Source organism: Paraburkholderia phenazinium, assembly GCF_900100735.1.
GTDB classification, from domain to species: domain Bacteria; phylum Pseudomonadota; class Gammaproteobacteria; order Burkholderiales; family Burkholderiaceae; genus Paraburkholderia; species Paraburkholderia phenazinia.
The window spans coordinates 158,420-173,093 of the sequence record NZ_FNCJ01000017.1; the positions used below are offsets into that span (position 1 = coordinate 158,420).

Genomic DNA, 14,674 nt, shown 5'->3' on the forward strand with positions numbered 1-14,674 from the left:
CGCTCGACATCCGCGAGGAGAAGCCGGTCGCACGGGGACTCCGGGAGCCCGGCGACGTAAAATTGCGCATTGCCCCATGCAGAGAAACGAACCGATGTGCGCCTCCTCCCGCCAGTCATCTTTTCATGACGTTATCACCCTCGTCGAGGTCCAGTCGCTTGCTGACCCGAAGACCTTTGCCAGAGGCAAGGCCTATTTCCACGACGGCCTCGTTTCGCGGCTGGAGGAACGCGATGGCGCACTCACTGCGAACGTGCGTGGCACTCACCGGTACACCGTTGAACTGGGCGTAGGCGGCGACGGGGAACTGACATACGAATGTGATTGTCCGGTAGGTGGCGATGGCATCTTCTGCAAGCATGCCGTCGCCCTCGCACTCTCGTGGATGGAGAATTCGGGGGAAGAAGTGTTCCATGCCGACGAGGCCAAACCAACAAAGCCTCAAAAAAAACGCAAGACCTACGAGGAATTGATACGCGAGTACGTCGCGACACTGAAAGAAGACGCCCTGCGGGAACTGCTGCTCGAAACGGCCGAGCGTGACATAGCCCTGCGCGACAAACTGCTTTTCGCCGCGCGCACGGCGAATGCCAGTGACCTGCCAGGCATGAAGACAGCTGTACGCGAGGCAACGCGTGTTTCCCGGGCTTTGGACTGGCGCGAAGCCGGTGCGTATGGGGACGGACTCATGTCGCTGGCCGACATGCTGCGTCAACGTCTTGAAGGGCCATATGCCGCGCAGGTCGTCGAACTCGCGGAACTGGCGATTGCCGGCGCTGAAAAAAGTCTTGAACAGATTGACGATTCGGGTGGCGACGTGATGCCGGCCATCATGGAACTGGCGACCGTGCACCTTGAAGCGTGCCGCCGGACCGGGCCTGATGCGGTGGCGCTCGCCGGGCGTCTGTTCAGATTCCAGACGGAAGGTGCGTGGGATACGTTCTACGATGTGCTGCCGGCGTACGCGGAACCGCTGGGCGATGCCGGGCTGCGCCGATACCGCGAACTTGTCGAGAAGGGCTGGGATGCCCTGCCGTCGCTCGCGCCCAGCAATGAATCTCGCCGGTCTTTCGAACCGCTGCGGATGCGGCTCGAAAGAGCGATGAGCTCCCTGGCCGAACGCGACGGCGATATCGACGCGCTGATTCGCATCCGTTCGAAGGACCTGTCGAGTCCCTACCGCTTTTTGCTGGTCGCGCAGCTTTGTGCAGAACACGGACGTCACGACGACGCTCTGGCATGGGCCGAACGCGGTCTTGCCGAATCGGGCAAGACCATCGACCAGCGACTGCTCGATTTCTGCATTCAGGAATACTTGCGCCGCGAAGAGTTTGAGAAGGCCGATGCAGCCGCATGGCAGCGATTCGGTTTGCGACCTGTCGCCGAAGGGTTTGCAGAATTGATGAAGGTCGCAGACGCTACGGCCAGACATGATGCCATCCGTGAGCGCGCGCTCAGTCATCTCTGGGCAGCCGTAAAGCGGGAGGAGTCAACCGCGCAATCGAAGCGGACCATGTGGCAGGCATTCACCCGCACCGAACTGGTCAGGATATTCCTCTCTGAGGCCGACAGTGATGCCGCATGGGATGCCTTCAGCAGCGGCCCGGTCGCGACGCACATCTGGCCACAAATGGCGGTTGCTCGCGCGAAGACGCATCCGCATGACGCCATCGCGCTGTATCACCGGCTGTTACCCATTGCGGCGGAGAACGGGACACGAAACGCGCGGTATCAGGAAGCATTCGGCGTTGTACAGGCCATCGGCCGATTGCGAGCAAAGCTTGGGGAACAGGTAATGTTCGCATCTGAGCTCAATGAGATTCGCGCGATGTACCGCGCCAAACGCAACTTCATCAAGCTACTCGAGGTACTACACTAAACGCATCATTGATTGACGTTGACGACCGCGTTCCAACGCAGGTTACCGACGCAGGCAAGGTCTCGGCGGTCGACCGGGAGGTGCGACGAATGTACACCGACATGACACACTGGAACCGTGTCCGCGCACGTGTCATGAAACGCGGTGAGTCGACTCGTTCGGTCGCGGCAACTGAAGGCATCAGTCGCAACACCGTACGCAAGATGCTCAGGTTCGAGCAGCCACCGGGATATCGGCGAACGGCAGCTAACAGCCTGAAGTCGGGCGCGCGGTCACGGTCTTCGGGGCCATGGAAGGACGTGGCGGGCGTTTTGCGCTCACTTCCTTCACGGGAGGCGGCCGGATTTCTGTCATCACTGTTTCGGACATTACATTCCGCCGGCTCCTGCGAAGCCGCGGAACAGCGTCTTCGCACATGGGGATTCGGGGCAAAGCCGGTTGACCATGCCGAACAGAGCCGATTGCGATGGATGCGTTTCATGTACGACATCGAGCGAGGTTGCGTCCCTGTGGCAGCCGGTCTGGACCCGGAGCAGTGCGAGAGGTTGATGCGCAGATTGTTGCCGGAGTCCGCCAACCAGCGTCACAAGGCGCTGTCGATACTTGCTCACGCATCCGGAATTTCGGCTCGGGAGATTGCTCGCCACCTCGGCGCCAGTCGGAACGGAGTGCGCAGTTACCTGCGTGATTTTGAAGCCGGCGGCGTAGACGCGCTGTTCAACAGAAAGCAGCCTGCACGGATGACAGATAATGCGGTCCTACGAGGTGCGGTGTTTACGCTGCTGCATGAGCCACCGTCGGCGTCGGGTATCAACCGGACCACGTGGAAAATGGCGGACCTGCAACACGTTCTCGCGGCCAGAGGTCATCAAGCGGGTGCTGACACTATCCGGTCAATCATCAGAAGCGCCGGTTACGCCTGGAAGTCTGCGAAGGTGGTGTTGACCAGCACGGATTCTCGCTACGAGGAAAAGCTTGCGCGCATCAGGGACGTTCTGGGACGTCTGCAGCCCGACGAACACTTCTTTTCAATCGATGAGTTCGGCCCGTTTGCGGTAAAGGCGAAGCCGGGGCGGCTGCTGACGGCGCCTGGTGTACAGCCCAGCGTGCCTCAATGGCAGAAGTCAAAGGGATGTCTGATTCTGACGGCCGCGCTCGAACTTTCGGCTAATCAGGTGACGCACTTTTACTCGACGGCCAAGAACACTGACGAGATGATTCGCATGGCGAACAGGCTGCTTGAGCGATATGCCGATGCTAGAACGCTTTATCTTTCCTGGGACGCAGCATCATGGCATCTGTCGAAAAAGTTGACGGCCTTCATCAATGAACACAATGCTACCGCAGAGGCAAACCATCGCCCGTTGCTGGAGTTGGCGCCGTTGCCCGCGAGCGCGCAGTTTCTGAATGTTATCGAATCCGTTTTCAGTGGCATGGCAAGAGCCATCATACATAACAGCGACTATGAGTCGGTCGATGCCGTGAAGGGCGCAATTGACCGGTACTTTCTTGAGCGTAATCTGCACTTCGAGACGCATCCGAAGCGGGCCGGAAAAGCGATATGGGGTTTGGAGCGAACCGCCTGCGAGTTCTCCGGTGCGAATAACTGCAAGGACCCGACATACCGATAGTCTCCAGCCTTGCGGGGCGGCGTTATTCGTCAGCAAGCGACCGTTGCAAAGGTCCTGGATGCTTCGGTGCGTTGCGAGATTGGGCGAAAACCTAGCGGGCTGACGACCGTTGCGTCGTGCGATTTATGGAAACGTGTCGCGCCGACTTTCTGGACGTCGAACACCTAGCCGATGACATCGAAGACGGCTGCTTCTCAGAAATCAACAGAAGGAACAGACGACACACAGCTCTTTCTCGTTCGACCGGCTCATGGCATAGTGCCGTCATTGAAAACAGCAGGAGCAAGCGCAGTGGCAACACTCGAACAAATCCAGGCAAGACTCAAGAGGCTGCAAGCACAAGCCGAGGCTATCGTTGCAAAGCAATCGTCAGTCGTGCTCGAAAAAATTCGCGGCTTGATGGAAAAACACGGCTTAACGACGGCAGACATCGACGCGCATGTTGGACGCAAGAAGCGCGGACCAAAGGCTGGTTCCAAGGCCGCAGTGAAGACAGCGAAGTCAGTGGCGAAATATCGAGACCCGAAAAGCGGTGCAACCTGGTCCGGCCACGGACGTGCGCCGGGGTGGATTGCGAACGTGAAAGACCGCAGCAAGTTTTTACTCGACAGCAGCGCTACGAGCGCCGCGCCTGCTGCCGCGCCTGCTGCCGCGACGAAGGCGAAGGTTGCGGGCAATTACGTGCGGGGACCACACCCGGTCAAATACCGCGACCCGAAGTCCGGTGCGACCTGGAGCGGCCGTGGCCGAGCGCCGGAGTGGCTGGCTGGTGCCAAGGACCGGACACGGTTTCTGATTGCTGGCGTCAGCGAGGTTGCGGAATCTGGTGTTGCGATTAAGCCGAAAACTGTCGCGAAGAAGCTCGCGACAAAGACGGCGGTAGCGAAAAAGTCTGCGGCCAAAAAATCGATTGTCGCAAAAAAGGTTGTTACGAAGCCGAGTGTCGCGGAGGCACCAGAAGCGGAATCTTCTCAAACACCCGTATAACCGAGCACGCAGCGCTCGGTTCTTGCCGCGTGTCGGTTCTCGGTGAACTCCCTGTTCCGGCTCTGCCGGCGGGCATTACACCGGAGCACCCACGCGCGCGGCGAGTGCTCGTCTTCGAGATTGAGAACGTCCGTTTCGAATACTGGTATTCAATCGGTATCGCAAAGCTCTTCGATTTTTAAAGTTCTCGTCCGACGAACCAAGAACCGCACACCTGGATTGGCGACTAACAGCGAGGGACTTTGAGCGGCTGCGCTAAATAACAAGCGCTCCTCAGTTACGGTACCGTCATTGCCCTTAGAGCTGCTGGAACCTCATTTAGGTCGATTGTTGACCAAGTCTCCACGTTCGCAAGGGGTACGGTGTGAGCATGTATAGGGCCACTTGGGGTATATATGGCGCATAACTTGTCGTTGCACGAAACAGGCACGCCGGCGATAGTGCCTCCTTTGTTAAGGGTAAATTCGACGAATTGCACCTGATGGTCCTGCATCGTCTTTATGTCCCAGTGCCGGATGGCGCTCATCTCCCTTAAGGCGTCTGCCGCGCCCCTGCTTCGAACTGGCTCCAGCAATACCATCGGTACCACGCTAAATATCATTAGCGCGAAGAGAACGATGGCCGCGACCCAGAAAGCCCAAACTTCAAACGTCACGAGGCTGACCGACGGTGCTTTGTTTCTTGATGACAAATTTCCAGACTTCCCTTTCGCACGGTGTCTGGCGATGTTTCCAAATAGGAAAATAGCTGCAAACACCGAAGCGAAACATACGAAAATCCCGAGGAGTGGGAGCAGGTAATCTTCCTGCGCGAAGTATCCAAGATATACAAGCTGGTCCGTGCTCCAGGGTAGTGCATCCGGCTGGAAGCCGAACTTAACTAGGTACCCAATTCTGTAGGCATGGCCCGCGTTGAGGAGTAACCAGACGAAGATTGCGCCGGTCAATGCGAGTCCGCTGATAATTGCTCCAAAAGTCGGATACTGAAACGCGGTATGGCTTGCCGCAGCATCGATTTGCCCCAGGTCGCTCAGGGAGGCGCTAGATTTTTTTCTGCCTGTGGCTGTACTCATTGCTGAACCCCGTGTTGTTTTCAAAGGAAAGGAAGCGTAAGCGATTTTCAGGCGTGCGGCGCTCTGCTGGCCTGCCGCCCATCCCAATGACGCAGGGCCGCGGCTTGGGTTCGTGCAGCCGGTCAGGAATTATCGTGCAGTGAATGCAGAGTTCGGGTTTTTCCGAACAGCCATTGAAAGAGCGAATGGCCCTTTTTCGTGCTCGGTTGGCATTGGTGTTGTTAGTCGACCAGTGCATCAAGCGTCGGCGTAGTCTGCTCGACAATGTCTACCGCACGGTCGACCGGTTCTCCGTCTGCCACGTCGAGTTCGACAAGTCGAACATCGAGGCCTAACGTACGTAATTGAGAGGCAGCCGCCTCCCCTCGAATTTCGTTTCTCGCTCCCAGCCAAACCCTGAACCCTAGCTGGGCCAGCCCGCTGGCTGTGCTCTATCCGATGCCTTTGTTTGCACCCGCTACCAAAGCAGTAGGCATTACGAGTTTCCACAAAACGATGGTCCGAGTGCGTTCACGACGCTGAGTCCCAACAAATGACTAAATATGCATACCGCATATTCACACTATCGCCCCGGCCTCATCCGCACCCGCATTTGAACGGCTGGGAGGAGTGGCCCCCCGGTGGTAGGCGATTCAAACAGTTATTCGGTAATTTATACATTACACGAAGTTGACGTATGCAGATATCGCTCGAATATTCCGAACCTGCTAGCATATGTCTTACAAATATACCGGTTTCTAGTAATCATTTCTATGACATCACCAAATGCACCGAGCCTCGTCGGTAAAAATATCTTGATTGCTGGCAGTATCTTGGAATCAACCGATGGCGCTCTCGCGAGGCGGGCTCGCGACTTCGTCAAAGCCTTGGCCGCAGAGGTGATTCATCATGGCGGCAGGCTGGTCGTCTATCTCGGAGGCGAGCCAGTGGACAGCAATGGCGATGGACTTACGTTCGACTGGCTGATTGCGCGAGAGGTGGACGCGCTATGTCCGGGTGAGCAAATTGCGCCCCGCCTGATTGTCGTGACGTCGGAGCGCAATCGGCGCGAAAAGATGACAGAAGAGCATCGCAAATTAATCGCCCAACTTACGATGCGCAACGTTTGTGACATCGTCCCTCTTCACGACGCGACGGTTACCGGCGGCAATATTGGCGACGCGCAAGTCGACGTCGCCGATGCCATGTTTGCTGTCGGCGGTGGTAAGGGGGTTTTGGACCGGGCGCGTAAGCTCGCAAAACTCAACATCCCAACATTGGCGTCTGACATCGAGGTAGGCGGTTATAGCAACGATGGCGAGGGTGCCATTGGGTTGCACCGTCAGTTCATGAATGACCCGACATCGCTGATGATGTTCACCGGCCCGGCAGCTGTAAAAAGGGTGCTGGCACTGTCACTTCAGGAGCCGGTGCAATCGGCTAAAGACATCGCGGCCGCTTCGGTGGCTTTGATTGGGGCTGAACTTGTGGCGAAGCAGGACGCGGCACGAACCGATGTTTTGGTGCTGACCGCATTGGCAGTCGAACTCACGGCCGCAAAGACGGCTTTCAGCATCGCGCCGGAGGCATCTCCGCGTCGTACCGAAAGCGGCATCAACTATTGGCGCAGTCAGCAGCGGCGCGCAGACGGAACAATAGTGACGTGTGACGTCGCGAGCTTCGGCAATGCAGGTAATGTCAATGCTGCTTCAATGACATCCACCCTGATTTCCGAACTCGGACCTACGCTGGTGCTGATGGTTGGAATTGCCGCCGGCATGCGGGACAAATGCAAACTCGGCCAGGTGGTCATCGCAGAACGCGTAGTCGGCTATGAAGGAATGGCGGTAGTACAAGGCGGTAAGGAGGAGGCTCGACCGGAACAGTATCCGTTGAATCCTAGAGTCCGCCAAGACATCACCGCCTACCTTTCGGCGCCGATGCAAGTGAAAGAGCGACTTGACAACGCATGGAAACTTCATGAGCTCACCATGCCAGAAGACGTAGAAGCTGGACCTGTCACTGACACGAGTCTGCCCGAACTATCCACCATCGCGAGCGGTGAACAGCTGCTCAGAGACACTGCGCGGTTCGCTCAGCTAAGAGAGCTACACGGGAAAATCGAAGTTGTCGAAATGGAGGCGGTCGGTGTTCATGCCGCGTGTCACCATAACAGCGTACCGGCGCTCGTAATTCGTGGTATCAGCGACTTCGGAGATTCCACGAAGGACGGCCGTTTTCACGCACTGGCATCAAACGCAGCTGCGCTCGTAGCAATCGACCTCATCAAGAGCGGTCTAGGTGCTTGAGTCGCCAGGCGCGCGCGCGGGTCACAACCAACAGCGAAAAACTTCAGATGCCGCTAGCCAATAAAGAACTGCTGTACTACGACCATGAGGTACTCCGGCTTCCGGCGGACAAGCGGAAGGAGTACCACGAACAGGTTGACAGACTCGTCGGTGAACTGAGCCAGTCTCTGAAAGACAAGGCGGAAATTAAGGTAACCCGAGTGGTAAAGGCGGGCTCGTTTGCGAAACACACTATTCTAAGAAAAACGAACGACGACCCCGTCGATGTCGATGTTGTCTTCTACATTGACGGAAAAGATATCGGCACGGAGACTCTTAAGAGTCTCGGCGACACCATCTACGACCTTCTTATTAAACAGTATCCGAACAAAAGCGTATCGGATTTTCAGATTCAACGTCGAGCCGCAACCGTGGAGTTCATCGGGTCCGGTCTGGCCGTCGATATCGTGCCGGTCATCCAGATGCCGTCGAATCCGGACTATGGATGGCAGTATGACCTTGCAGACGGGAGCAGGAATCTCACGTCTGCCCCCGGACAGATAAAGTTTGTGCGGGACAGAAAGAACGCAGATGGCAACTTTCGTACGTTGGTACGGCTCGGGAAACGCTGGCGTCGACACACCGAAGTACCTGGCCTGAAGTCATTTCACATCGAGTTAGTTATCGCGCACCTGCTCGAGGTGAACGGAAACGTCGGCAGTATTGAACAGCGCTTCTTGGATTTTTTGCTGTTTCTTGCCCAAGACAAGCTCAAGCCTCGAATCGATTTCCAAGAGAATCGAGGCTACCCTCAGGTCGCGTTCAACGACCCTGTCGTTGTGGTTGACCCCGTGAGCAACGGTAACAATACTACCGCCCGGATAACGGACACCGAGCGACTCGAGATAGCAAACATCGCTCAAAATTCCTGGGAAACGGCCTATACGGCTTCAATGGAAGATGACGTCGACCAGTGGAAAGAAATATTCGGCCCTCGCTTCCGAGTGAAGGATAAAGAACAATGAGCAGCACATCGACAAAAACTACGACACACACATATACAACTGTCGATATCGAGACTGTAATTCGACGGTTCACGACGGATATCATGATGATTGCGGATAGCACAAAAGCAATCACCCGAGAACATGCCAAAGCCTACGGTCACGATATCGAAGTTTGGGCACAAAGAGGATTCTTGAAGTGGGTTGATGTCACATTGTTCGATGGGTCAACCGAAATCAAGGCGGTTCGTTATAACGTCGTGACGAGTTCGGGCGACCTTGCAGCGGACAAGCCTGGCGGTGTCCTCTGGCCGAAAATCGAGAACGCACATGTGCGCGTATTCATTCAGCCGACATCCGAATATTTCAATGCCGATAGGTCGGTGTTCGAGTCGAAACTAGAACTGACCTGGAGTGACTCTTCGGCTGACATCAACCATTCGACGCTGACCGCAGGAGGTGGACGCGGGTATTCCAGCAACGGGTATGGATTGACGCGAGAGGATTATCAATAATGGCAGAGGCATCCGTATTCGACGTCAGGGTCGCCCTTCCTGACTCCAGCATCACCGCACGAGCAAAAACATTGCTAGGCTTCGAGGAAAGATACACCAAGGTTCGGAATCAACTAAGGCTGCTTCTGAGCGCTAACGAACTTGAAGCATGGAGCAAGAAGCACTACGGAACCAAGATTCCTCTGGTGGACCTGGTCAAGGACCAGTATCCGCTCGTGATATTTCATGGAGACGTGGGCACGGGAAAGACGGCGATGGCGGAAGCAATCAGCAACCGCCTTGTAGCTGAGTCCAAAGTGGAAGACTCGGAGCTTTTCAAGCTCAGCAGCCGTGTGCGCGGAACCGGTGCGGTTGGGGAAATGGGGGGCCTCATTTCTGACGCATTCGCAGAAATTGGGAAGTCCTGTGGCAAAACCCGACGAGCTGTTCTGATTGTTGACGAAGCCGACTCCCTTGGCGCATCTCGCTCGCAGCAGCATAGTCACCATGAAGACAAAGTGGCTGTGAATACGCTAATCCAGTCAATCGATGAGTTGCGCAAGTATGGCGGCCGAGTGGTAGTCTTTTTTTGCACGAACCGCATTGATGCGCTCGACCCGGCCATCCTTCGCCGCGCGGCGCTTGTAGAGGAATTCTCGCGACCGGATGATGCTCAGCGAAAAGCGCTTTTCGAGGGTGACCTTGACGCGCTTGGTCTGAAGTCGTCGGAAATTGCGACACTGGTGTCGGCTACGGCGCCGCAGAAAAATGCGCCTGGATGGACGTACTCTGATATTCGCACACGCCTATATCCGGCGGCATTGGCGTTGGCCTTTCCCGACCACAAACTGAAGTACGAGCACATTAGCAGCGTGCTGTCGACAATGAAGCCCTCGCCTGTCCTAGCATAAGGGCGTACTGTATGACATGGCGGTGTTGCGCAGGCAACGGAGGATTTCCAAATGGCAGAGCATAAAGAGGTCTTTATTTCTGTCGACGTTGAGACGGCGGGGCCGATACCCGGGGAATACAGCATGCTCTCCATCGGTGCATCTCACGTTGATTCGCCAGACTACAGTTTCGAGTGCATGCTGAAGCCACTGAATCGGAATTTCGTGCCCGACGCATTAAAAGTGACCGGCCTTTCTCTGGATGACCTAGATGCAACGGGGCGGTCGCCCGAGCAGGCGATGCACGAGTTCGCATCGTGGATTAAGGAGACATGCTCGGATGGCGGAACCCCTGTGTTTGTTGGTTTAAACGCCCCCTTTGACTGGTCATTCATCAACTACTACTTCCACCGTTTCGTCGGTCAGAATCCCTTCGGTTTTACTGCGCTCGACATCAAGGCGTACTTCATGGGCGTGACGGGTTGTTCCTGGGATGACACCCGGTCAAGCGCAATAACAAAGGTTGTCAGCCCTAGTTTAAAGGGCGACCATAACGCATTGCACGATGCAGCGTATCAGGCTGAACTCTTTCGCTTAATACGTGAGCTCCAAATTACGAAGGCTTGCCGACAGCGGAACTGAGCATATCCTTCGAGGCGCACACCCGACTACTACCGCAAGCGCGAGTTGAGAGTCGGCCAAAGGCGTGTCCGGAAAAAATCGGATGGCACTCAGACTTTATGCATCGTCTCTGCACGGCGCAAGAGCGCGCCCGATATCGAACAGGAATGAAGCGGTTAAAAGACCGCTATCGGAAGTGCAACGAAGATAAGGAACAGCACAATGCTCCAAGTCAGCACGGGGAAATTTTTCAACACCGAAGACATGCGGGAGACAATTCACCGCGGAGTGTTGTATTCGAACTTCCAGATTCGCCCTGATGGGTGCATAGCCACGCAAGCGGGCACATTGTCCGCCGCAGCGCGGTGGAGGGACGTCCAGACTTTGGTTTGCGAGGTCATCGAACGCCAGCCCAATGTTTGGATGGGCGGCATGATTACGTCGGTAGGCCCAGATACCTTCATCAACGACTTCGCGGCGGTCGCCTCCTTCGCCCTCGAACGGCTGTTCACACCAGACCACGACTTGGCAGTGCGACTGCTAACCTCGGAGCGCCCTCCGCTCGGCATCCCTAGGCTTCCTCGAAATTATGTTTCGAAGACGTTCGACATGGACGCCCCCTACGACCGGGAAGCAGAAGCTCGTGTGGCAAACCTCTTCACGGACCTACTTAGCCTAGAGCGCAAATCGTTCTCCGCAGCAATGAGCGCAATTCGACGATACGTCACTGCTCTTCACCGGCTATCCGACGATTTGGACCTCGCCTACACGCTCTTCGTCGCTGCGATAGAGTCGCTTGTGCAGAAGTTCCACGGTACCGCACCCGTGTGGGGAGACCTTGACCAGCGAAAGCGCAAGCCAATCGACAAAGCGCTGGAAGACGCGGAATCCGATGTGGCGAACGCTGTACGAGCTGCGATTCTCAGCGGCGAACACGTGGCGCTCGGACGAAGGTTTCGAGAATTCTCTTTGGACCACGTGAACAACCAGTTTTTTCGTAATGGCGCAGCGAAATCAATGCTCCCACCGGGAAAGAGCGACCTGACAATCGCGCTGAAGAACGCGTACGACATCCGCTCCGGCTACATTCATACCCTGAAAGCCATACCTAGATTGCTCGCATCTCCCCACTCGCTCGCAGAAGTCATGCACGTCGACGGCAGTCCGCATCTGACGTTTGAGGGTTTGGCGCGGGTCGCGCGCTCCGTGATTCATGAGTTCGTCCGCCGCGCGCCGAGAAGCAAACGCGAAGAGTTCGACTATCAGAAGGATTTTCCCAATCTACTAACGATGCCCTTAGCGCCGAGTATGTGGATTCACAATGCGGCAAACCTCACTGCTGATTCGGCCTATGTATATCTCAACGGGTTTCTCCATGAAGTGGAGCAGCAGCAGTTGAACCCCAGCGCGCCCGTCACGGACATCCGAAAAGTCACCGAGAAAATCGACAACCTCTTACCCGCCCTTGCGAAGCCCGAGCAGCGTCTCCCGTTGGTCACGTTGCACTACTGGTTCTCCCATTGGCTTCCTGCTGACGAAAGAAAAAAAGCAATCAGCAGGCTCGGTACATTTCTGGGCGACTTGGAGGGAGAGTCTGCGGAGGCCTTTTTCCTGTACGTGTACGAAGGTCGACTGCCACCGTGGCCAGCGAAAACATGTGAAGACCTCCTCGACAAGTATTTCAAATTCCGATACAGAGACAAGCGGCTGAACGTCGGTAGCCTTCTGGGTGCAGCTGGACTCCTTGCCATTGCAGAGAAGTTCAGATTGGCTGAGCAAGATAGGGAGGCACGCCGGCTTATCGCCCGCGCAGTCGAAGAATTTCCGGGAATGGCTAGACTATGGGAATTCGAATCTCGATTCGGCGAAGAACTACCGCCGATTGGGTGGTGGGAAGTGTTATTGCCAGAGGGCGTAGCCAGCGCAGAGTCAAAAAATATGGCGACGGGAAAGACGCTAAGCAAGTTGAACGCACGTCTGCGTCCATCCGCGAAGCCTCGCGCACCGCTGCATCGTCGTGCAGTGCCGCAAACTCGAAAAAGGGGCTGATGCACGCCAGAAAACGAACATAAAAACGCCGCCTGTGGACCGGTTCGCGATGCGTCTCAGACTCCGAGAGTCAACTGCCCCGGACCGGGTGCTGCAGCGCGACGCCAGAGCCAAGCATCAAACTCTCGTCGCGGAAGCGAAAGAAGGTCCGCTGCGCAGCAGAACGACTTGCGCAGGAATTGATAGTCATCGTGCTCGACCCCAGCCGTCTTTGCGAACGTCCGCACATGACGGTCGACTGCGATGGAGTCGATGCCAACGAGGCACGCCATGTAATCCACGGTCTTCGGACCGATACCATTGACAGTCTGAATCGCCTCGCAGAACTCGTCGGATATCAGACCGGTGCGCAAGTCCTTCACTTCCTCGATTCCCCAATCCTTCAGGAAAATGACCAGCGCTTCGAATCTACTGACCTTCTCAGGGTGGCGCCAGTTCAAGAATGCACCGGTCTCGCCATCCTGAATCAGCGAAACCAATGATGAAATCGTACGGCAAGTCGGATGCGTCCGCAGGATAGCTAGGACCCGCGGCCGCACAACCGTGGTGTATTTAAGTCCAGCCTGAAGCACCGAATCGGCGAGAACGGCTCCCAGGTGTTCGCACGTAGCACGCGGGTGCTTCTCATCGAAGAGCGCACCTTCATCCTTAGCATGGTCGGCAATGCGACGCGCTGCGAGCAGCACCTCGATGGCGGACCCTTTGGCACCAATCCTGCTCATACCAGTTTCGCCTCTTTCAATGCGTTCAGGCGCTCGACGCAATTCGGACAGGCGCCGCATGGAAACTGTGCCGACGCTTGGCACGAGTAGGTTCGCCCGATAGGCACGCCAAGTTCTGCGGCCGCCCGAGCCACGTCCGCCTTAGACGAGTAGCGGAATGGCGAGTGAAAGCGAACGGGACCAATGCTCGATGTAAGTCCGTCGAGGCTGTTCATAAACGCGGCAGAGCAGTCAATTTCTTTGGCGTGGTTGCTGTTGATGAAGCCAGTATAGACATCCAGGATACCGACAGTCTGTGCGCGCGCAGCAGCCGCAGCAAAGAACAACATCGTTCGGTACGGAATGTACAGGTCGTCGTCCTTGACCTCCTCGGTCCAGAGGTCAGCTTCGCGAATCAGCCGCGACTGCGACCCTCTGAAAATATCCGACATGTTGAAGCGCTCAGGCCGCTGCACATCGGCGGGCAAGACTTCGTTGACGCGACTCCACTCCATTTCTACGCAATGTTGCCCGTAGTCAAAAAAGATTGGCACAACCTCAACGCCCGTTGCCACGAGCTGGTATCCAACAGTCGTTGAGTCCAGGCCGCCGGAGGCCAGAAGAAGGGCTTGTTTCATCGCAATTCGGCCCTCAATTTGGCAAGCAGTTCAAAGGTGCCGTTGAGGCATACGTCGAGGTCGGCGGAGTATACCGAACTTCCGACGACCACCATCGTGTTCTCATTTTCCAGCCGCGGGTCGTAGGTAATGACCGGCTTGCCCATTTCGATTGCCATTCCGATTTCGACGAGCGTACCAGGGTCACGGCCGAGTGGGACCGCGAAAACTGCCGCGCATTCTTTGAGCAACAGACAGTCCATGTGATATGCGCGTCGCAGTTCGCCTTCGCTCGCCGGCCGCTTCAACTCTCCGTTTTCCTGGATGGGACGACGCACCCTGAAGTTGTGATACGAGAGGCTATCCGCAGCACGGTCGAGTTCCTGCTTCTCGACGTACGATAAATCTGGACCAGCAAGATATATGGAATAGCTTGGCCTGTCGTGCCATGAAAGTGCCGTC

At 56.3% G+C, this 14,674-nt stretch carries 14 protein-coding genes; 9 read left to right on the forward strand and 5 right to left on the reverse strand.

Features of this window, described 5'->3' with window-relative positions; translation table 11 throughout:
• Nucleotides 1-76: 76 nt before the first annotated feature.
• From BLQ92_RS29955 to BLQ92_RS29965, 3 genes are all read left to right on the forward strand, one after another.
• Nucleotides 77-1,879: an SWIM zinc finger family protein gene (locus BLQ92_RS29955; protein WP_244896683.1), complete on the forward strand. Its 1,803-nt coding sequence runs from the start codon at nt 77-79 to the stop codon at nt 1,877-1,879.
• Between the two features lie 89 nt (nt 1,880-1,968).
• The gene (locus BLQ92_RS39630) at nt 1,969-3,510 is read left to right on the forward strand and encodes an IS630 family transposase (protein WP_218133053.1); all 1,542 of its coding nucleotides are present in this window, start codon (nt 1,969-1,971) and stop codon (nt 3,508-3,510) included.
• Nucleotides 3,511-3,801: 291 nt separating this feature from the next.
• Nucleotides 3,802-4,497, forward strand: coding sequence for an H-NS family nucleoid-associated regulatory protein (locus BLQ92_RS29965; protein WP_090690590.1), 696 nt, complete (start codon nt 3,802-3,804; stop codon nt 4,495-4,497).
• Between the two features lie 277 nt (nt 4,498-4,774).
• Here the strand turns inward: BLQ92_RS29965 and BLQ92_RS29970 are convergent, their stop codons facing one another.
• Together BLQ92_RS29970 and BLQ92_RS41480 are read right to left on the reverse strand one after the other, a co-directional pair.
• A complete protein-coding gene (locus tag BLQ92_RS29970) occupies nt 4,775-5,569 on the reverse strand; it encodes a hypothetical protein (RefSeq protein ID WP_090690593.1) in 795 nt (264 codons plus the stop codon).
• A 221-nt stretch (nt 5,570-5,790) separates the two neighbouring features.
• A complete protein-coding gene (locus BLQ92_RS41480) occupies nt 5,791-5,985 on the reverse strand; it encodes an SDR family NAD(P)-dependent oxidoreductase (RefSeq protein ID WP_218133056.1) in 195 nt (64 codons plus the stop codon).
• A gap of 336 nt (nt 5,986-6,321) precedes the next feature.
• Here BLQ92_RS41480 and BLQ92_RS29980 point away from each other — a divergent pair, with 336 nt between their 5' ends.
• From BLQ92_RS29980 to BLQ92_RS30005, 6 genes are all read left to right on the forward strand, one after another.
• Nucleotides 6,322-7,857, forward strand: coding sequence for a 5'-methylthioadenosine/S-adenosylhomocysteine nucleosidase family protein (locus BLQ92_RS29980; protein ID WP_090690596.1), 1,536 nt, complete (start codon nt 6,322-6,324; stop codon nt 7,855-7,857).
• Nucleotides 7,854-8,861, forward strand: a complete 1,008-nt coding sequence (locus BLQ92_RS29985) for a CBASS oligonucleotide cyclase (RefSeq protein ID WP_244896685.1) — start codon at nt 7,854-7,856, stop codon at nt 8,859-8,861. The genes BLQ92_RS29980 and BLQ92_RS29985 overlap by 4 nt, the downstream gene beginning before the upstream one ends.
• Nucleotides 8,858-9,355 (forward strand): HORMA-1 domain-containing protein, encoded by a 498-nt coding sequence (locus BLQ92_RS29990; protein WP_090690602.1) that lies wholly within the window; start codon nt 8,858-8,860, stop codon nt 9,353-9,355. The genes BLQ92_RS29985 and BLQ92_RS29990 overlap by 4 nt, the downstream gene beginning before the upstream one ends.
• Complete coding sequence (locus BLQ92_RS29995; protein ID WP_090690605.1) at nt 9,355-10,245, forward strand: AAA family ATPase; 891 nt, start codon at nt 9,355-9,357, stop codon at nt 10,243-10,245. Before BLQ92_RS29990 ends, BLQ92_RS29995 begins: the two co-directional genes overlap by 1 nt.
• 51 nt (nt 10,246-10,296) lie before the next feature.
• Nucleotides 10,297-10,866, forward strand: a complete 570-nt coding sequence (locus tag BLQ92_RS30000; RefSeq protein WP_090690609.1) for a 3'-5' exonuclease — start codon at nt 10,297-10,299, stop codon at nt 10,864-10,866.
• Between the two features lie 201 nt (nt 10,867-11,067).
• Nucleotides 11,068-12,894 carry a hypothetical protein gene (locus tag BLQ92_RS30005; RefSeq protein ID WP_090690611.1) on the forward strand — a complete coding sequence of 609 codons (1,827 nt, stop codon included), beginning with the start codon at nt 11,068-11,070 and terminating at the stop codon, nt 12,892-12,894.
• 56 nt (nt 12,895-12,950) lie between these two features.
• Here BLQ92_RS30005 and BLQ92_RS30010 read toward each other — a convergent pair whose 3' ends face one another.
• The 3 genes from BLQ92_RS30010 to BLQ92_RS30020 form a co-directional block, all read right to left on the reverse strand.
• Entirely contained in the window at nt 12,951-13,616 is a 666-nt protein-coding gene (locus BLQ92_RS30010; RefSeq protein WP_090690614.1) for an HhH-GDP family DNA glycosylase, read from the reverse strand.
• Complete coding sequence (locus tag BLQ92_RS30015; RefSeq protein ID WP_090690617.1) at nt 13,613-14,233, reverse strand: 7-cyano-7-deazaguanine synthase; 621 nt, start codon at nt 14,231-14,233, stop codon at nt 13,613-13,615. The genes BLQ92_RS30010 and BLQ92_RS30015 overlap by 4 nt, the downstream gene beginning before the upstream one ends.
• Nucleotides 14,230-14,674, reverse strand: a 445-nt coding sequence (locus BLQ92_RS30020) for a nucleoside 2-deoxyribosyltransferase (RefSeq protein WP_176860790.1), incomplete at its 5' end; no start/stop codon positions are given. The genes BLQ92_RS30020 and BLQ92_RS30015, both read right to left, overlap by 4 nt.